Annotated in this window: 17 protein-coding genes and 1 riboswitch; of the genes, 5 read left to right on the top strand and 12 right to left on the bottom strand. The window is 44.3% G+C overall.

All coding sequences use genetic code 11. The features are described 5' to 3' along the window. Position 1 precedes the first annotated feature (1 nt). Positions 2 to 181: a hypothetical protein gene (locus E5260_RS01420; protein ID WP_003642849.1), complete on the top strand. Its 180-nt coding sequence runs from the start codon at positions 2 to 4 to the stop codon at positions 179 to 181. 143 nt (positions 182 to 324) lie between these two features. Here E5260_RS01420 and E5260_RS01415 read toward each other — a convergent pair whose 3' ends face one another. Continuing rightward, complete coding sequence (locus E5260_RS01415) at positions 325 to 993, bottom strand: MmcQ/YjbR family DNA-binding protein (protein ID WP_024002708.1); 669 nt, start codon at positions 991 to 993, stop codon at positions 325 to 327. Between the two features lie 486 nt (positions 994 to 1,479). Here E5260_RS01415 and E5260_RS01410 point away from each other — a divergent pair, with 486 nt between their 5' ends. Further along, on the top strand, positions 1,480 to 2,664 hold the full coding sequence (locus E5260_RS01410; RefSeq protein WP_024002709.1) for a DUF2325 domain-containing protein: 1,185 nt from the start codon (positions 1,480 to 1,482) through the stop codon (positions 2,662 to 2,664). Positions 2,665 to 2,827: 163 nt separating this feature from the next. On the opposite strand, the gene ade is transcribed toward E5260_RS01410, so the two are convergent. Then, positions 2,828 to 4,519, bottom strand: coding sequence for an adenine deaminase (gene ade, locus E5260_RS01405; RefSeq protein ID WP_013355992.1), 1,692 nt, complete (start codon positions 4,517 to 4,519; stop codon positions 2,828 to 2,830). 77 nt (positions 4,520 to 4,596) lie between these two features. Next, positions 4,597 to 4,695, bottom strand: a riboswitch (purine riboswitch). Positions 4,696 to 5,146: 451 nt separating this feature from the next. Here ade and E5260_RS01400 point away from each other — a divergent pair. Both E5260_RS01400 and E5260_RS01395 read left to right on the top strand, forming a co-directional pair. Then, positions 5,147 to 6,247 (top strand): SIS domain-containing protein, encoded by a 1,101-nt coding sequence (locus E5260_RS01400; protein WP_003642853.1) that lies wholly within the window; start codon positions 5,147 to 5,149, stop codon positions 6,245 to 6,247. Positions 6,248 to 6,420: 173 nt separating this feature from the next. Beyond that, complete coding sequence (locus E5260_RS01395) at positions 6,421 to 8,073, top strand: IS1182 family transposase (RefSeq protein WP_013355994.1); 1,653 nt, start codon at positions 6,421 to 6,423, stop codon at positions 8,071 to 8,073. Here the strand turns inward: E5260_RS01395 and E5260_RS01390 are convergent, their stop codons facing one another. The 4 genes from E5260_RS01390 to E5260_RS01375 all read right to left on the bottom strand — a co-directional run bounded on the left by E5260_RS01390 (position 8,074) and on the right by E5260_RS01375 (position 12,861). Beyond that, on the bottom strand, positions 8,074 to 8,379 hold the full coding sequence (locus tag E5260_RS01390) for a hypothetical protein (RefSeq protein ID WP_003642949.1): 306 nt from the start codon (positions 8,377 to 8,379) through the stop codon (positions 8,074 to 8,076). Between the two features lie 38 nt (positions 8,380 to 8,417). Next, a complete protein-coding gene (nhaC, locus tag E5260_RS01385) occupies positions 8,418 to 9,842 on the bottom strand; it encodes a Na+/H+ antiporter NhaC (RefSeq protein WP_003642950.1) in 1,425 nt (474 codons plus the stop codon). Between the two features lie 434 nt (positions 9,843 to 10,276). Beyond that, on the bottom strand, positions 10,277 to 11,659 hold the full coding sequence (locus E5260_RS01380; RefSeq protein WP_003642951.1) for an amino acid permease: 1,383 nt from the start codon (positions 11,657 to 11,659) through the stop codon (positions 10,277 to 10,279). A 287-nt stretch (positions 11,660 to 11,946) separates the two neighbouring features. Then, positions 11,947 to 12,861: an alpha/beta hydrolase gene (locus E5260_RS01375; RefSeq protein ID WP_003642952.1), complete on the bottom strand. Its 915-nt coding sequence runs from the start codon at positions 12,859 to 12,861 to the stop codon at positions 11,947 to 11,949. Between the two features lie 189 nt (positions 12,862 to 13,050). Between E5260_RS01375 and E5260_RS01370 the strand changes: the two genes are divergently transcribed. Next, a complete protein-coding gene (locus E5260_RS01370) occupies positions 13,051 to 13,551 on the top strand; it encodes a phosphatidylglycerophosphatase A family protein (protein WP_003642953.1) in 501 nt (166 codons plus the stop codon). A 204-nt stretch (positions 13,552 to 13,755) separates the two neighbouring features. Here the strand turns inward: E5260_RS01370 and E5260_RS01365 are convergent, their stop codons facing one another. The 6 genes from E5260_RS01365 to mutY all read right to left on the bottom strand — a co-directional run bounded on the left by E5260_RS01365 (position 13,756) and on the right by mutY (position 17,980). Continuing rightward, positions 13,756 to 14,616, bottom strand: a complete 861-nt coding sequence (locus E5260_RS01365) for an NmrA family NAD(P)-binding protein (protein ID WP_003642954.1) — start codon at positions 14,614 to 14,616, stop codon at positions 13,756 to 13,758. A gap of 4 nt (positions 14,617 to 14,620) precedes the next feature. Further along, positions 14,621 to 15,040, bottom strand: coding sequence for a MarR family winged helix-turn-helix transcriptional regulator (locus E5260_RS01360; protein WP_003643503.1), 420 nt, complete (start codon positions 15,038 to 15,040; stop codon positions 14,621 to 14,623). Positions 15,041 to 15,210: 170 nt separating this feature from the next. Then, positions 15,211 to 15,615 carry a Spx/MgsR family RNA polymerase-binding regulatory protein gene (locus tag E5260_RS01355; protein WP_003643504.1) on the bottom strand — a complete coding sequence of 135 codons (405 nt, stop codon included), beginning with the start codon at positions 15,613 to 15,615 and terminating at the stop codon, positions 15,211 to 15,213. Between the two features lie 207 nt (positions 15,616 to 15,822). Further along, entirely contained in the window at positions 15,823 to 16,197 is a 375-nt protein-coding gene (locus E5260_RS01350; RefSeq protein WP_021356477.1) for a DUF488 domain-containing protein, read from the bottom strand. 269 nt (positions 16,198 to 16,466) lie between these two features. Beyond that, complete coding sequence (locus tag E5260_RS01345; RefSeq protein WP_003642958.1) at positions 16,467 to 16,790, bottom strand: hypothetical protein; 324 nt, start codon at positions 16,788 to 16,790, stop codon at positions 16,467 to 16,469. 89 nt (positions 16,791 to 16,879) lie between these two features. After that, a complete protein-coding gene (gene mutY, locus E5260_RS01340) occupies positions 16,880 to 17,980 on the bottom strand; it encodes an A/G-specific adenine glycosylase (protein ID WP_003642959.1) in 1,101 nt (366 codons plus the stop codon). Positions 17,981 to 18,047: the final 67 nt, after the last annotated feature.

The following is an 18,047-nucleotide window of genomic DNA, read 5'->3' as shown; positions in this document are numbered from 1 at the left end:
CATGCCAGAATGGCTCTTACGATGGGCACAATCGGCACTGACTTTTGTCGTTGTTTTAACGTTCGTTTCAGTCGTTTTACTCAACGTACCACTAAAAGAAGCAATTCTCGTTGATTTTGCTTACATGCTATTAACGCTCGCCTTCGATTGGTACCGCAGTCGGCACCATGCCTCGCGCTAATTATTCAATCTAATAGTCACTAACGATGGTTTTACCAATCATTAATCAAAAAAATCGTTCCCAGATGTCTTCTTGGGAACGATTTTTTTAGTTAATGCTCAATGCTTCGGTTTAGGGTGAGACCGTCCACTTACATTCAAGCCTTACTTGGCCAACATATAACTAACTTTTACGTCGTCCATAATCGTGGCAAGTGGTACCACATCATCAAGCAAAATTGAATACCAATGTTTCTTATTCATATGATAGCCCGGTAAATAATGTTGTCCATCAATCAGCATAGATAAGTCTTCTGGGCGCGCTCGCAAATCTAATACCGTCACAACATGTGTTGCGCCCGGCAATGCCAGTTTATCGGAAGTTACCGTCAATAATGCGCCATACCATTTGTGCGTGTCTGAGCGTCGCCAAACCGCGTTTTGTGGAAATTTAGGCCACAAGAACTCAAGATCGTCACCATAAGCAGCTTTGACTTGCGCAATCAGCTTACGCTCCGGGGTCGATTGGAAGACGTCATTATCGTAACAATGCTGTTCGATGTTGTATAAAATATCTTGATAGGCCTGCGCTACTTGACCTACAAACTGACCATGGGCTTGGGATGTCATGTGTAAAACATATACTTCACTAGTCGTCGTATCCGTTAATGTCGTGTTCAGACTGCCATCAGTGTTCAACTCGATTATCATTTCAAATTGGCCTTGCATAATTAAAGTTCGGAACTGATACTGACCATTCTGATTGGGTTCAAATCCAAACTGACTGAGTTTGCTCATATTGACCCGTTTATTCTCAAATCTAACTGTTGCCATCTGCTGCGCCTCCAACTTCATTCCCACTTATCCTGAATGTGATGTTCGACTATTGCAATCCACAAACAAGTCAACGCACTCGTTGTCGTTTGATAGCCGCTATATCATTTTATAAGTAATCACCCGTAAAGCCAATTCAATTGACCATTGCTGTGTTAGTAAGCCGACCTTTCACAACAATTACCATTGTTCCAATCAGCCAATACTTGCGCTAAAGCTCAGCTAATCTTGAAAAAACTTCACTAACTCGTTTTTATTGTTTTTTTATACCCGTCCAGCCACAATCTATGGCACAATAGTTGATAAGTACTGGCAATTGATGACCTACTTGGTTCTTTAAACCAGCATAACACAATCATTTTGGCTCGTGGTATTAACACATACATATCGTTGGTTATGACCTGACCCTGTACCAAATATCTTTTTGGTCAGCACAGAACCATGTCTGCGCTGACCAATTTACTAAATAATAACGGAGGTCCTAATTTGAAAAAATATCGCGATTATCGTACCGCCATTGCCCGAACATTGACCATGATTCAACCTACCGATGAAGGCCTCGCCAAGGGTGCCAAAGCGATTCAGGAAATCTTAAACCTGGCGCTTGATCCTGATACCATCGTAGATTCGGATAATGCACGCATAGCTAGACTAGCCACTAGTAACGCACACAATGAGACCAGCGGCCACGCTACGCAAGCAAACGCGGAAGATTCATCATCATCCGTCAAAACAACTTCTGCACAATCCAATGGGCAAACAATCATGCAAGTAAAGCGCGATTTAAAGGGGTTTGATTTAGTCGACCCCAATGATCCGACCGGCACACCACGCTACCACTACGATGAAATTTTGGCCCGACAACTGGTGATTCACCACGATGATCAGGTCCTGTTAGAACAAAATTTACGGCAACATCGACAACCTTATATTGATAAAATCGTTAGTCACGCTACTACAGCGGATCCGATTACTGTCGCAGCATTTTTCGTTGTTCATTATCAAGACACCGATGATACTTATCACATCGAACAAGATTATAACGGCACAACCTTATCGTCGCTCAATCCGGCAATGAACGATGTTACGTTCACTAGTCAAGAAGCGCAGTATCAGCGCATCAGTAATGGTCAATTAGTCGACCTAGCTTGGTATAAGGAGCGGCCTGAGAAGGTGGTTATTCGTTACGTTCATCATAGTTCGAGTCAACCGACCTCGAATAAAGCAGCCAAACCAGCTAAAAAGGCCACTATCCACACAACCACCGTGCCAGTGACGCTGCGCACCTTAGACTTTGATCTGCACGAAAAAACAGTTGCCATCGTCATGGGCGACGTTGGTACGCGCCGAACACAGATCACGCAACTCATTGATGAGCACAACGGGCACACCTTATTGATTGATGCTTTTAAACACAGTAATAGCACCAACTTCTATTACCGGCAAATCGGTCAAGCAGACCTCGTGGTCATGATTCAGAATCAGAATAAACACGCCACTTCCAAAACACTGAATAAAGCTGTCAAGCATTACGGTATTAAAATGACGATTGCTGATGGCGGCGGGCTGCAGCAGATTGAACGAGCCGTTTACCGCGGAATCGCTGATCTTCCCGCTTATGAGAGTGGCAATCCCATTAGCTACCCCCGCATTAATGACGCTTCACAGTAGCAGCCATTTAGCCCATTAAAACCACAGTAAAAGCCCCGCAGCAGCTAACTAAAACGTTTAGCTATTGCGGGGCTTTAAACATATTTCGGCACAAGCCTTAAACTACATCGTTGTTCAGTAGCAGACACATCATAGCCTAATTTCAGTCACCGAACGATTGTACTTAAACTGTTTGGCGCTGGTTATCCTGAATCGCAACTGGAATAAAGTCAAAGGTCGCGTAATCGAATAACCCCCGTGCCGTTAACTTCAACGTTGGAATCACGGGTAATGTCAAAAACGATAGCGTAATGAACGGATCAAAGCTAAGTGGCCGCTCGCTAATGACCTCATACGCTCGTTTAAGTTCGGCCAACTGTTCAGCAACTTTTTGATAGCTCGCTGCAGACAGCAAGCCCCCAATGGCAAGCGGCATGGTCGCTAGCACTTGTTCATCGTCAACGACCGCAATTCCCCCGTTATCTTGGGTAATCTGGGCTACCGCCCGTAAAATTGCAGCATCCGACGTTCCGACCGCAACAATATTATGAGCATCATGCGCCACCGTACCAGCGATAGCTCCCTGTTTAAGTGCGAAGCCATGAACTAAGCCGACGCCCACCTTGCCCGTGTTATGATGGCGCTCGATGACAACCATTTTGAGAATATCACGTTGGCAATCCGCTTCAAAATTCTGCGTTGCATCAATCGGGAGTGTTAAGTGATCCGTCTCGATATGGTTCGGCTGCACACCAATTACATTTGCCAACCCGGTCGCTAGTGGTAATTGGAAGTCGGCTAGTTGTGCATGGTGCTGAACACGCGTTGCAGTAAACGGCAATGGTTTTGTCGTGCTTGGTAATATCCACTGTCCCCGCTTCATCGTCCGCGCAATCCTAACGTGTTCGAGATCATCTAAGACCACTAAATCTGCCAACTGCCCGGCTGACAGACTGCCTCGATCACTTAAACGATGCGCCATCGCGCCGTTGAGACTAGCCAATGTGTAGGCAAGTTCAGGACGCATCCCGCTCTGCATCGCTAGGCGCACGTTATAATCAATCGACCCTTCTGTGAGCAAGTCACTAATCGTCTTATCATCCGTACAAAAAGCAAACCGGCTAGCATTAGCTTCGGTCACTGCACCAATCGTCGGCAAAACATCGCGTTCAACCGTCCCTTCACGCAAGAAAACAGCCATACCAGCCCGCACACGATCCTGTGCTTCCGCCACTGTCATACATTCATGATCAGTATCCAGTCCCGCATTGCGCATCACATTGAGCTGGTGCGCATTCAAACCGGCAGCGTGACCATCCGCATGATAGCCATACGCATAGGCATCACTAATTTTAGCCAGGGTGTCAGTATCACCACGCGCAACGGCCCCATAGTCCATTACTTCCGCCAGTCCCCGAACCTCCGACTGTTGGTAAAGTGGGCGCAAGTCAGCAGCATGTAGCGTTGCCCCGTTATCATCAAAGGGAACACACGGTACCGATGACGGTAGCATAAAACAGACATCTAGTGGTGTTTGGCGCGCATCATCAATTAGGTACTGAATGCCAGCAATACCCGCAACATTGGCAAGTTCATGTGGATCAGTCGCAATTGTCGTGACGCCGTGCTGTAGTAAGACTTTTCCCAACTCGCTAGGTGCCACCATCGAACTCTCCATATGCACATGTGCATCGATCATGCCGGGAACGATCCACTGACCGGTCGCATCGACATGCTGGGCCGCTATGTACGGCTCGTCACGCAAGTTACTAATAATCCGGCCGTGATCGATCCACAAACTGGTGGCTTCAAATTCACGGGTATAAACGTTTAACACTTGTGCACCAGTAATCACCATTTCAACTGTCTTCGTCATCGTTATTTTCTCCTCACTAGTCAGTCTGCCTACGGAGAAAGCAAACGGGTCCACACGGCAAATTAAGCAGTGTAGACCCGTCGACTCAATTCGCTTATAGTCCAGTGTTTACGGCACTGGGTAGAAACTCGCCATCCATATCATGGCATTATATAGGCAATTAGTTGTATTGATAAATTGTTCCTTACTTTACCAGCCTTTTCAGTTACATGCAAGCCCTAATTATCATAAATGATTGGTACAATGAACTTAGAACTAGACATGAATATTCACCTAAATCAATGTCGGGTCTGCCACAAACAGCGCTGGCATTTTAAATGAACGGCATACGATTTGCGACAAGGTCCCTTACTGGTGACGCCATCTAACCAGAATGCTGATTAGGATGTTGTTCTGCGTACATTGAAACGCAACATGTTCCGATAATGGCAAGCCCGTGAATAAAACTGTTGGCCGTTAAGTCGTCTTTTATGATGATTTGCGAGCAGTCGCCTTTGATTTAAAGCGGACCCGCTACGATTAATCAACAGTCATATTTTTAAACATTCTTTTGCTGACTATAAGTTCATTTACGTTTACAATAAAGCTAAATTAATATTAATATACATAACTATTTTTTAGGAGCTGATGATTTTGATGATGATGAATAATCCGACCATGCTCTCATACATTCGTCGGGAACAGCCAGTACTAGAGCGGTTGTTAACCAATTATCCCAAACAGATTACGGCGGCCTTGACTGCCACCCCTGATCATCCACAACACTGGTTGATCCTCGCAACTGGTTCAAGACTCAACGCCGCCAACACCGCCCGCTTATACATGCAAAAGACGGCCGCCCTCCAAGTGACCATTGCTGCGGCCGACCTCTACGTCACTTATGAGGAAGCTGATCCCAGTGTCGATGTTGTTATCGGGATTTCTCTAAAAGATGATGATCCAACCATGCAAGCGGCAATCGAAAAAGCCCACACGGCCAGTCAAGCTCATGTCATTATCGTGACTAATCAAAAATCGACTGCTCTGACCGCAATGGCCGATGCAACTTGTGACTTACTAACTGGCAAAGAATCAGTGCCCTATATTACACTAAGCTTTCAAGCCATCGTGCTCACTTTAATGTTGCTTGCCGTCCGCAGTGCTGCCCTTCAAGCACGGTTAACCGAATTAGCAGTCAATCAAGAATTAGACGAGTTCAGTTTTCTGATTGAAAGCATGAATCCAACTGTTCAACGGGCGAACGACTTCTACCGTAAGTTCACTATTGATTTCACTAACGCCCCTCAATTTACAGCTATCGGTGCTAACGTCCTAGCTGGAACACTAACTGAAATGCAAGCCAAATTCACCGAAATCCTCCGGGTACCAACGCATGGTTACTCATTAGCCTCATTTACCCACGGTGGCTTTATGGGGACGCATGAAGATCACTGTCAGTTCTATCTTGAAATCAATACAGACCCGGCTGTCATGACCCAATTACAGGCCGTCAAGACGTACGAATCGCGATTAACGCCCCACATTTATACCATCAGTCTCACTGGTGACCAACCGACCGTCAATGATGATCAAACCCTCCAGCTCGAAGCCGTTGCTGATCCGTATAAAGCCCCACTACTTGCGATTATCCCGTTCCAAGTCTTAGCTTGGTTCATTGCCAAATCACGCGGGATCAATTTGAACCATCCCATGTACGCAGATTTTCAAGCGGCTACTAAACTCAAGTAAAGATTACTAAATCAACGCAAAATGAGGCTGTGACATAAGTCTCTAGAAACAAAGCAGGTCTGGAAAAATCTTCGGATTTTTCCAGACCTGCTTTTGATATAATAGAAAATAAAAAAAGAGCATCGGTCGCACCCGATACTCTACGAAATTATCCTCGAAAGGACATTCCTAATATGCAAGATTATTATAACATGAATCAAACCACTTTGAGTATTGCCTTGGATTACCAACCAGAAGATCATCATTCTGCTCGTTACATCAACCAGCTTGTTGAGAGTTTAAAACTAAAATATGATTACCAGTTTGGCCGTCCGCGGGAATATAACCTCGGTGCCATGTTAAAACTGGTCCTTTTAGCGTACAGCTATGGCATTTTCAGCAGTCGTAAAATTGAACGGTTTGCCCGTGAAAACAAGCCAGCTGGGTGGTTAATTGCCGACCAAATTCCGTCCTACCGGACGATTTGTCGCTTTAGAATTTCTGATGAACTGGCCACTTTGACAACCGATAGCTTATCACAGCTAACCCAATATCTTCGTCAAAATGGCATGATTGATGATGTTTCATTTATTGATGGAACTAAGATCCTAGCCGACGCCAACAAGTATAGCTTTGTTTGGAAGAAGAATACGATACGATTTGACAAGATGAATCGCGAAAAACTCGTTGACCTGTTAGGCGAGCTTCATGAAGCTAAAATTGTCGGTGAAATTCCGGCAGGATCAGAGCTGACTCCCGAACTATTGGATATCATGATTAGCAAGGTTGAGGATCACTTAGTGGTCCTTAATGAAACCGTGGAAGCAACTAAGCAGGTTTCCCCGAACCCAGCCAAACAGCAACGCCGGACTGTTAAATCACAAAAACGTAAGTTGGATAAACGACGTGATAAAATGCGTGAACACCAAGCACAGCAAGCAATCTATGGTCAGCGTAACAGCTACTCTAAGACGGATCACGATGCCACCTTTATGCGGGTCAAGGAAGATCCGATGCAAAACGGTCAATTAAAACCTGCCTACAACGTTCAAATCGCCACGAGTAATCAGTTCATTACGGGATATCGGCTTTTCCAAAATCCAACCGACACACGAACCTTACAACCGTTTATTGAACATTTAAAGGCCAACAATGTGTTAGGTCACACCATCGTTACCGATGCCGGATACGGTTCCGAAAGTAATTATCGGTACTTGGAAGATGAATTCGGTCAGCATACCGTTTTGATTCCCTACGGCACAATGCTTAAAGAGAATAGTCGAAAATGGCAAAGTGATGACCGTAAGGTTATGAACTGGGACTATCATGAAAAAGATGATTATTTTATCAATCCGCAAAACGTCCGGTTTAATTTTAATGCTTATCGTCGACGGACTGATAAGTATGGTTTTACCCGTGACTTTAAAGAATACATTGCCGAAAAGTATGATGAAAATCATCAACTAATTGCCGCGGCACTAACACCAAAAGGATATCTTAAAAGGATTTCCGTGAACGAAAATTGGGAATATTTCAAATCGAAACAACGAGAATTACTTTCAGCTCCAGAAACTGGTCAGATTTACGCTCAACGTAAGATCGATGTTGAGCCAGTTTTTGGCAAGATGAAGGCTTCTTTACATTTCAATCGATTCTCGGTGCGAGGTTTCGACAAGGTCACCAAGGAAGCCGGAATCGTAATACTGGCGTTAAACATTATGAAACTGGTCACGGTAGGGACCAACTTTAAAAATCAAAGGCGTAAGCAAATGGGACGAGAAACCAAAATTCGGTTTCTCGTCCCATTTGCTTATACAGAGGCTAGTTATGTCACAGCCTCATTTTAATTAATGCTCGTTTTCCGTAACTGCGTAATACCGAATTCTCTTATGTTGACGCTGTGCATAGCCAATTTCTTGCCTAGTCCGCTCACCAATGTAGCCAGCGACATTAATGACCACTACTTCATCTGCCAAGTCGATTTTTTTCAAATGTGTCTGGCGTAAATTCTGAAGTTCAATCGGTGTTAATACTTCATCACTGAAAACTGGCTTTAAAACAATAACACCTTGTTTACTCAGAGCCAGTTCAACCGTTTCAAATACTGCCGCATATTTTCTAGACCCACATAAAGTAACTATTTTAACAGCCATTCGTCAACCTTCCCTAAAGTGAACTGATCGACCAACGATTAAACCTCCGTCGCAGTCACATGCTTAGTTTTCACTGCAGTTCGCTGATTCAAGTGCGCCATACCAACACCAGTGAAACCGCTGATTACCGAGATAACTGGACAAAGTAAACTGAAGAAAACAAACGGTAAGTATTGGACGGTTGGTACTCCCAGCGTCGTCGTCAGGAAGACGCCGCCAACGCCCCACGGGACTAGGTAATTGATCACCGTACCGCCATCTTCAAGGACCCGCCCCAGTGCATTTCCGGATAAGCCACCATCATTGAATGCCTGGCGAAAAGCGCGCCCTGGTAAGATAATCGAAAGAAATTGTTCACCAACAAACACGTTGACACCAATACAAGTTAATACACCCGCCAATACTAACTTGCCATCGCTATTCAAGTGCTTAGCAACCGGGGTCATAATTTGATTGATCAGTCCAAACTTGACCAACAATCCTCCTAAGGATAGCGTAACCACAATTAAAGCGACCATACTCATCATGCTGACGATTCCGCCCCGTGAAAGCAACGTATCAACACTCGTATTCCCCGTCTTCGAAACAAATCCCGTGTTAATAATGGCGGTTAACTTCGCCAGTGATAACTCAGGCTGTTCAAATAGAATCAAGCCCGCCGAAATAAAAATATTTAAAAGCATCGTTGGAATGGCTGGCATTTTAAACCCGGCACAAATGAAGACTAAGACGATTGGTAATAATGCCAAGGCTGAGATACTGAAATGACCATTTAAAACCGCAACTGTTTGATTGATCTTGGCTAAGCTTGTCTCCGTATTACTGTGCCCCAGCATAGCAAACAAGCCTAATGAAATGAGCCCGGCCGGTAGCGTGCTCCATAAGATATGTTTAATGTGCGTAAAAAGATCAGTATCCACTACGGCTGAAGCTAAATTATTGGTTTCTGATAATGGTGATAATTTATCGCCGAAGATTCCACCACTGATAATTGCACCGGCAACTAAGGCTGGATTCAGATTCATGGTCACGCCCATGCCGAAAAAGGCAATTCCGACCGTCGATGTTACCGTAAAGGCACTGCCGATCGCCGCACCGACTAGGGTACAAACAATAAAGACTGATGGCAAAAACCACTGAATATTAATGATTTTGAATCCAATCACCATGAGTGTGGGAATCGTTCCCGCCGCAATCCAAGTTGAAATCATCGCACCAATGAGAATAAAGATGAAGATTGGCACGATTCCTTTATCAATGCCCTCTTTAATCCCGGCATTAACTGCTGACCATGGAAAACCGCGCAACATCGCCCAAGCAGTGACAACGCCCATTGCGAGTAATACGGGAACTTGGGGCGATAATCCCCAACCAATCACACCCGCACTCATAATTCCGAGGACGACCAGTAAGACAATGACTGCTTCTAAGGTACTAATTTGTGGTGCTTTTGTTTTGTTCATAATTTATTACCCCTTCGATTGATAAAATTCCAGTGACGCATATTCATCATCAAAATTTTAATATCGTGCAATCCCACCACAGCGTTGATTTGTCATTATTCTCATCCTCTTCATCAAAAAAATCGTCCCCATTGTTCATATGAACAACAGGGACGATTAGACTAGTCGCGGTACCACCCAGGTTGCGGATTATTGACACTTAATCCACCACTCACTAGAAGATAACGGTTCTAGTTATTATCCGTTCAGTCGAAACTCGGTTACCGTATTTCAATCATAGTAGCTGACCGGTTCGCAGCAACCACCGGCTTCCTGACACCTACCACTATGTCTACTTGATGTAACGTTATCGTACAGTTATTAACTTGTGATTAACAATACCACCATCTTTTATCATCGTCAAGCCATTTTATAATATAATTCTCATTTTAAGATTACGACCGTGTTACAGCTCGCAAGCGCGCTTGGTGGGCAAAAGTGATGCCACCAAATAGTAACGTCCAAATAATCGCACCGATTGCACCGACAATATCAGCTTGAATGAAGAATAGACTGGCAAAAATGAGAACAAAAAAGGCAATCGTCAGTGGGCTCGTGATTCGGTACGCCGGCATCTTAAACCCATCCGCCAGATAGTCATTAGATAGCCGGTACTTCCGGTGGGCCAGCATCGCCAGCGTGTAAACAATCAGGTACATATCACTAGAGATCCCGGTCACGACGGTAAAAACTGCCGTCGTTGCAGCACTTAAACTCATGATGGGGGTCACTAGCACTAGTACCGCGGACAACACGATTGCTGCTGCCGGCACACCACTTTTCGAAATCTGACCAAAGATTTGGTGCATGCGACTCGTAACTGGCATTTCAGTGGCTAGCTGATAGAAGTGACGTCCAGCTGAGAACAAACAACTATTTAGCGATGAGGCTGCCGACGTTAAGACGACAAAGTTAATGATGGCGGCCGCTGCTGGGTATCCTGCCAACTTGAAGACTTGCACAAACGGACTGCTATCGGGTGACAGTGATGTCCACGGAATAATGCCCATAATGACAATTAACGCACCAATATAAAACAACAAAATCCGCAACAAAGTTTCATTGACCGCCTTTTTGATAACGCGGTGAGGGTTCTTGGCCTCACCAATCGTTATACTGACAAATTCAATGCCCTGAAAAGCAAAGAAGACCATTGGAAATGCCGAGATAAAGTTAGCTATCCCATTGGGAAAGACCTGATAATTATGGAACAAATTGCCGATTGAAGCCTGGCCTAATGGGGTTGGGTGATGTCCCACCATCATGAAAATACCAGTGACAATCAGTGCAATGATTGCGACGATCTTAATCATCGCAAACCAGAACTCTGCTTCGCCAAATAACCGTGCAGCCGTTAAATTAACGCCCGCCAAAATTAACAGGAAGCTAATCTCAATTAGCCAGGCGGGGACATTTGGTAACCAAAATTTGACATACGTTGCCGTAGCCGTCAGCTCAGCCATACAGACAAAAATCAAACCGATCCAATAGGTCCACCCTGTAAAATGACCAACACTCGGTCCCAAATAGCGGGAAATAAACGCCACGAATGTGTGTTGGGTAGGATCAGAATAGAACATCTCACCAATTGCCCGCATCATTAAAAAGAAGAAGAAGCCCAACACCAAGTACACCCACATGACTGACGGTCCCGTCTTTGAAATCGTACTCCCTGAACCAAGAAATAATCCTGTCCCAATCGTGCCACCAATTGCAATCATTTGGACATGCCGGTTACTAAGCGCCCGGATTGTGCCATCAGCATTAGTTATTTTCATAAGATCCCTCCACAAATTTTAATGACTTTGTTGTAAAATCTTAATGTTGTGTCATTATAGCACGCTCTAACTTTCACTTAATTGCGATTTTTAACTATTAACCCCTGTTTTTAACGACGAATAGGTCGCAATACTTTGTTTTCTAAAGCTGTCTTCCTTATTGAAAACGTCACCAAAGCTGTAGTTGCTGCGTTTGACCGCCTAATTTGGCGCTACAAAAAAAGCCGCCCGAGTATTTACCCGAACGACCTCATTTATTTAATGCACCCATCCTGACACAATAACACTTACCACAAAAAGGCAATCATCTTGTGAGCGACACTTGGATTCTGATTCAACGCGCAATGCGCCGCCTGTTCCCCACTGTAGAAAGCTTCTTGATACTGTGCTAATTTTCCGCGCAACAAGTACCGAATTGAGCGCGCTGAAGCGACACCCACAAAACCATCATTGTTATACCCCGTGTTTGTATCTCCATAGACATTGAGTAGTTTCACGTTGTCTGGAAAATTGTGGCGATACTTGAGCATTTCTGAAAAATGCTTCGTGAAACGACTTGGTTTAACATCCAAGCGCCGGACCGTTGCTTCCGTCTGCGTGCTCAGAAACCCGGTCAGGCCATCGAACGGTCCGCCAATCGTCACGATTTTATTCAACGTTGGTAAGCGTTTGTCATGCCCATACTTCAATGCCTGATTGACAATATCATTGGCCCCGAGGGAATGACCAACCGCATTATAAGCTTTGACGCCATACTTCGCTTTTAGTTGGACTAAGACTTGGTGTAACCAATAGATCTGGGCTTTTTGTGAGGCGTGATTATCTTGAAAAACAACTTGAACCATCGGATTCTTGATTGACTTTTGCCAATAACCCTTAAAGGCCATCACACCATTCTTGTACACGTGCACCACTAACGCTTTTTGGGCAGCCCCCGCTTTTTCGGCTTTACGAATCAGATAGTTCGTCGAATACGCCCCACCATTGTAGCCATGTAAAAAGACCGTCGCTGTCTTTGACTGGTCATATTGATTCTTTAATATTCGTGCAGAACGCGGTGTCAATTGACTCGTTACTTTCGTAATCTTGGTATCATGATTCCGGGCCCCAACTAAAATCACAGCCGCACCGATAACAAAAACAATCAATAACAATTGAATCACCGTTCGCCAACGTTTCATCAAAATTATCTTACCCTTCATTATGTTTAACAGTCTTATTTTACGCGTTTCAATTAAAATAACCAGTCATCGTTTTCAACAATCGCCTTTTTAACCCGCACCAACGAATATTGAACCCAAATCATATTCTTTAGCCACTCATCTCGTTATAATGGACTTACTAGGTTAAATAACTAACCTACTCAAATTGTTTATTTCTGGAGGGTAACTATGGAAAAACCAACGTTTAAATATCCTGATAAGGCTGCGTATGAGTTCGTCATTCAAGCCTTAGCCGCAAAAGGGATTACTTATCATGAAATTGCGCATATCACTTATAACTTACAAACAAAATACGTCCCTAACTTAACAATCGAAGAGTGCGAAATGGAGACGCAAGAAGTACTGCATAAGCGCGAACTATTGAACAATGCGATGGTTGCGTTAGAACTCGACCGCCTTGCCACAGAAGGCCAGCTAAACGAGCCGCTCCAATCTATCATTGCCAGTGACGCCGGCGTCTTCGGTGTTGATGAAGGCTTAGCACTTAATATGGCGAATATTTACGGCACCATCGGCGTCACTAATTATGGTTACGTGGATAAAGTTAAAGAAGGCGTCATTAAGAAGTTAGATACTGATAAGTCAGGCGTTGTTAACACGTTTATTGATGACCTAGTTGGTGCTATCGCGGCGGCCGTTGCGGCTAAAATTGCACATAAGTATGCCTAAGCATTGTATTTGCTAGTCGTTATCGCTTATAAAAATCAGCAGGCATCCTACTTCAATGCCTGTTTGCTTGAATTAGCTAGTCTGTACTGGATATGTCCGCTAAAAAACAGTTACTTCAAAATGAGGTAACTGTTTTTTTGTTGACCATGCTCACCACTAAATTAACCCACAACTGCCAAATGACATGCCTACTCCTCGACCTAACTACTGTAACTGATCTGCATAATCTCGTAAGTAAGTTGTCATCGTATGCGGGGCGTGACCCAGCACTTTTTCAGCCGTATCGGTCACGCGTTTAGCGTTGCCCAACTGGGTAATCAAATACAGCATTACCATAACATTAACATAGTCCTTCTTGATTCCCCGCTTCAACATCACGCGGCGAAACCGCCATAAGCTCGGTCGATGATACGTTACCGGGTGACCAAAGGATTCAGTCATTAGCGCCGCAATTTGCTGATAAGTCAACGCTTCTGGACCAGTCACAGTCAATTTCTGTTGTAAATATTGTGTATCTAGTAACGCCACGCCCGCAATCTCACCAATATCACGTGTATCAATAAAACTCGTCTTCGACCGCCCGGCTGGGATAAACAAATCGTGATTTTGCTGAATGTCGACGCGATGCGTGGTATTCAAATTTTGCATAAAGAAGCTCGGTCGAATGAATGTGTACGGTAACTGTAACTGTTCGATCATCTGCTCGATTTGATGATGTGGCGTCATTGGATTATGCTCAACACCCATCAACGAAACAAATACGACCTGCTCAATGTGGTGTGCTTGTAAGCATTTTAGGAAGGGCCACATATCTTGCTTGGGTTTAGCAAGTTGTGGTGGCCGCACGAAAAACACCTTTTGGATTCCCCGTAACGCCGCATCAAAGGTCGTCTCGTCTAAAAAATCAAAACGTCGAATTTCGACGTTCGGATACGCAGCCAATAGTTGCTCGTCTTTATGTAAGTTGTGGGCACCAGCAACAACTTGCACCCCCACCTGTTGATCTAGATATTGAATTAACGGTAAGCCAATATTTCCCGTCCCACCTATCACCAGTATTTTCATTTTATTAATTGCTCCCTAGTTTTTTTAACAGTTGTCTTAAAGACTGTTTTTCAGCAGCCGTCAATTTCTGAAGCCCCGTCGCAACAACCTGATCGCTAATACGCTGGCCGGCCTGCAATTCTTGTATGCCAACTTGGGTCAAGCGTAGTAGCTTTGCTCGCTGGTCCGCTGGATTAACTTCCTGTTCAACCAATCGCTTGGCAGCTAAGCGTCGAAGAATTCCTGACATCGTCGGCCGGTCCATATCGAGAACGTGGCACAGCTGGTTGGCAGTCGGCTGTTGCGCCGTTCTTTCGACCCAAAGACTGATTTGTTGCATCACAGCCCATTGTTGAATCGTCAATCCGTTAGCAATTAGCCGTTGATTTAGCTGATAACGTAACTGTTTGGAAAACTGCATTAGTAAATAACCAATATTATCCATTTCATCCTCCACTATTTAGTTAGTATACTAACTAAATAGCTGTAATTTGTCAATTTACACACAAAACAGCACCGCTTAACTGTGCCAATCAGTTTATACTGGCAAGTAAGTAGTACTGTTTTATAATGTTTCGCCCCAAAAACACGGCATCAACTCATAAGCCGATCATTTTAAGCCATCTGATGTTCTGACATTGCTTGCATCTTGAGTACGCGCTGTTCACGTGGAATAAACATCCGAATCTCATCTTGGTTAAAGCCGCACAGAAGTCGGTGATCGTCAAAAATAATTGGCCGCCGCAATAATTGCGGTGTTTGGCTTAATACCCGAACAGCTTCGCTTAATGGCATATCTTCAATCGGTGTCGTCTTACTCAGTTGGTGATAAGCATTGGACTTAGTACTGATCAAATCATCAATGCCATTGTACGTGTACTGTAGCAGGTGCTTGATTTCAGTCTCCGTTAACGGCTGTGCATTCATATTACGTTCATGAAACGGGATCCGGTGTTCGAGTAACCACCGGTGGGCCTTGCGACAACTTGCGGTACTTGGTAACACACATAAGTTTATCATAAAATTATCCCCAATCTTGCTTGCCTAACAATGCAGCCCCCATTATTGTGCACTGTAATAGTTGACGTCATTAATTAACAACATAATCATAGCAAAATTCGCAGCTAATTGCTAGCGTTTTCAAAAAATAATTAAAATAATTTGATGGTCGCAGTTTATTGCAGGTCTAATCCCAATTTCATCTATACCAATATTACGCAATTTATATTAAGCGGTTGGTAATTGACCACTATCCTTCAGGTAATCACGCAGTACCACTGCCTGATTATGTTGTTCGTCCTTGGCACCGAACAATAAGATCACATTCGTCTTCGTCAGTTGTTCAGCAACTTGACTAATAAAGCTGGCCGTCAGGGGATTCTCATCCAATTCAGCCCGGTAACGCTCGACAAATTCGGGATATTTCGCCGGTTCATGATTGAACCACTTACGTAACGTGGTCGACGGGCCAATTTCCTTTACCCAATTGTCCAACTGAGCGTTAACCTTCGAAATACCCCGGGGCCACAAGCGATCTACCAACACCCGATAACCATCCGTATCAACTGGTTTCGTGTAAATCCGTTCTAATTTTAATTGCATAATGAGCACTCCTCCTATCGTACGATGCGGTAAACAATCTATGACCATTTACAATAACCTATCACATTTCATGACCATAAGTTGACTCCATTATAACGCAGGTGCCGGTATCGTTAAATTGAACCAACACTTTCCCGCAACCACATATTGATCAGTCCTCGTGACAGCCACTATCATCAATTCAGCACAAAAAAATCAGGTCCCACGAATGGCCCTGATTTTCATCACAATGAGTTGACTAACATCTTATCATGATTATGACAATCACGTTAGCCTTCACCGATCACAACTTCAACTTGGCCCCTTTTCGGCACAAAATTAATGTTATAAATCGGTTCCCGCAATACCTTTTCATATTCTTCTAAGACATCTTGTGGCAATGGCGTATGGGCGGCCAATGCGCGCATTAAGTCATCGACCGAATAAACATCTTCCATGTTAATAAAGATCCGCATATTTCCCACAACATCATTCAATAATTCTGTCAAAATCGCATTGGGCTTACCGTTACCATCTGTAACAACCACTTGATTACTGTCGACTTCTTTATGGTCTATCTTTGTTAACTTAACGATATCAAATACATTTAACATGCGCGACCCTCCGTCACAATATTGATTTGCTATATTCTACCACAACCATAGCACATCTGAAGGGTGAAAAGTATTTAATGTTGACTGAATTAATCAATTGAATAGCGTGCAAAAATTTTTTCTTGAACCTTAGGCATTGGAAGTTTCTGCCGCTCAATCAACGTAAAAGTCTGACCAGCAAAGTAGGCTAAGTCACTTAAACCAACTTGACCACTCAAACCTTGAATGGTCCACTTCTGATGCGTAAACGTATGGGTCACAGGGCGGCCGGTCAGATAATGGGCCGTTAGCTGGAGCTGATATTCACGTTTAAAATAATTTTCTACCGCCGTAACTAGTTCTTCAGGTTGGTAATCATCATCTAAGTCTAAATCTGCAATCGGAATCAAGGGAACCGTCCATAAATTAGCCAACATCCCGTTACTCGGTCGCTTCGTCATCAACCACTGATCCTGCATCTTAGCTAATACCGCCACGTAAGCAACCGGCTTGGGCCGCGGTTTCTTCGTCTTGACCGGATAGGCTAACTCATCCCCATCCAAATAAGCTTGATTAAAGCGTTTGACCGGCGAATGAGCCGTATCTGGTTGCCGCGCTGTCATGTAGCTTGAACCGAGGTCCATAATCGCCTGGTTAAAATCTCCAGGTCGCTCTTGTGAAATAATCTGACTGATTACCCGTTCAAAAACAGCGCGGGTCTGGGGCTTCGCAATATCCGCATCAATCTTGAGCAACCGGCTAAAGACGCGATAGGCATTACCATCCACAGCTGGAACTGGTTCATTGAACGCAATGCTGGCAATCGCTCCTGCAGTGTACGGGCCAATCCCAATCAACTCCGTCAGCTCAGCGGCAGTTTGAGGCCACTGTGCATCGTAATCGGTTAACAATTGTTTGGCACACCGTTGCATGTTGCGGACACGTGAATAATAACCCAGGCCCTCCCACGCCTTTAACAACTGTGACTCAGGTGCGGCAGCTAGGTCCGCTACCGTTGGAAAAAGTGCCATAAAGCGCTGATAATAAGGAATCACAGTTTGAACCTGCGTCTGCTGTAACATAATTTCAGAGACCCAGACGTGGTAAGGCTCATGGTCATGTCGCCATGGTAAATCGCGGCCTTCGTGATCAAACCAATCTAATAGCGTCGTCTGAAAATCTTTAATTGTTGCCGCATCCCATTCAATCATTACTAACCCTCCAAAAAAGGCCACGAGGCTTCGTCTATCCGAAGTTCGTGACCACCTTATTTACAAA

The sequence above is a fragment of the Lactiplantibacillus plantarum genome (assembly GCF_014131735.1).
Taxonomy (GTDB): Bacteria; Bacillota; Bacilli; order Lactobacillales; family Lactobacillaceae; genus Lactiplantibacillus; species Lactiplantibacillus plantarum.
Note: the sequence above shows the minus strand (reverse complement) of the source record. Positions and strands in the feature narration are given on the sequence as shown.

What these genes read in the sequence shown, in the direction of transcription:
- E5260_RS01400 (WP_003642853.1), top strand. Translation starts at nt 5,147, where the DNA reads ATGATTTTGATGATGATGAATAATCCGACCATGCTCTCATACATTCGT.
- E5260_RS01415 (WP_024002708.1), bottom strand. Translation starts at nt 993, where the DNA reads ATGGCAACAGTTAGATTTGAGAATAAACGGGTCAATATGAGCAAACTC.
- E5260_RS01370 (WP_003642953.1), top strand. Translation starts at nt 13,051, where the DNA reads ATGGAAAAACCAACGTTTAAATATCCTGATAAGGCTGCGTATGAGTTC.
- mutY (WP_003642959.1), bottom strand. Translation starts at nt 17,980, where the DNA reads ATGATTGAATGGGATGCGGCAACAATTAAAGATTTTCAGACGACGCTA.
- E5260_RS01420 (WP_003642849.1), top strand. Translation starts at nt 2, where the DNA reads ATGCCAGAATGGCTCTTACGATGGGCACAATCGGCACTGACTTTTGTC.
- E5260_RS01350 (WP_021356477.1), bottom strand. Translation starts at nt 16,197, where the DNA reads ATGCAATTAAAATTAGAACGGATTTACACGAAACCAGTTGATACGGAT.
- E5260_RS01380 (WP_003642951.1), bottom strand. Translation starts at nt 11,659, where the DNA reads ATGAAAATAACTAATGCTGATGGCACAATCCGGGCGCTTAGTAACCGG.
- E5260_RS01365 (WP_003642954.1), bottom strand. Translation starts at nt 14,616, where the DNA reads ATGAAAATACTGGTGATAGGTGGGACGGGAAATATTGGCTTACCGTTA.
- E5260_RS01355 (WP_003643504.1), bottom strand. Translation starts at nt 15,615, where the DNA reads ATGATAAACTTATGTGTGTTACCAAGTACCGCAAGTTGTCGCAAGGCC.
- nhaC (WP_003642950.1), bottom strand. Translation starts at nt 9,842, where the DNA reads ATGAACAAAACAAAAGCACCACAAATTAGTACCTTAGAAGCAGTCATT.
- E5260_RS01345 (WP_003642958.1), bottom strand. Translation starts at nt 16,790, where the DNA reads ATGTTAAATGTATTTGATATCGTTAAGTTAACAAAGATAGACCATAAA.
- E5260_RS01375 (WP_003642952.1), bottom strand. Translation starts at nt 12,861, where the DNA reads ATGAAGGGTAAGATAATTTTGATGAAACGTTGGCGAACGGTGATTCAA.
- ade (WP_013355992.1), bottom strand. Translation starts at nt 4,519, where the DNA reads ATGACGAAGACAGTTGAAATGGTGATTACTGGTGCACAAGTGTTAAAC.
- E5260_RS01395 (WP_013355994.1), top strand. Translation starts at nt 6,421, where the DNA reads ATGCAAGATTATTATAACATGAATCAAACCACTTTGAGTATTGCCTTG.
- E5260_RS01360 (WP_003643503.1), bottom strand. Translation starts at nt 15,040, where the DNA reads ATGGATAATATTGGTTATTTACTAATGCAGTTTTCCAAACAGTTACGT.
- E5260_RS01390 (WP_003642949.1), bottom strand. Translation starts at nt 8,379, where the DNA reads ATGGCTGTTAAAATAGTTACTTTATGTGGGTCTAGAAAATATGCGGCA.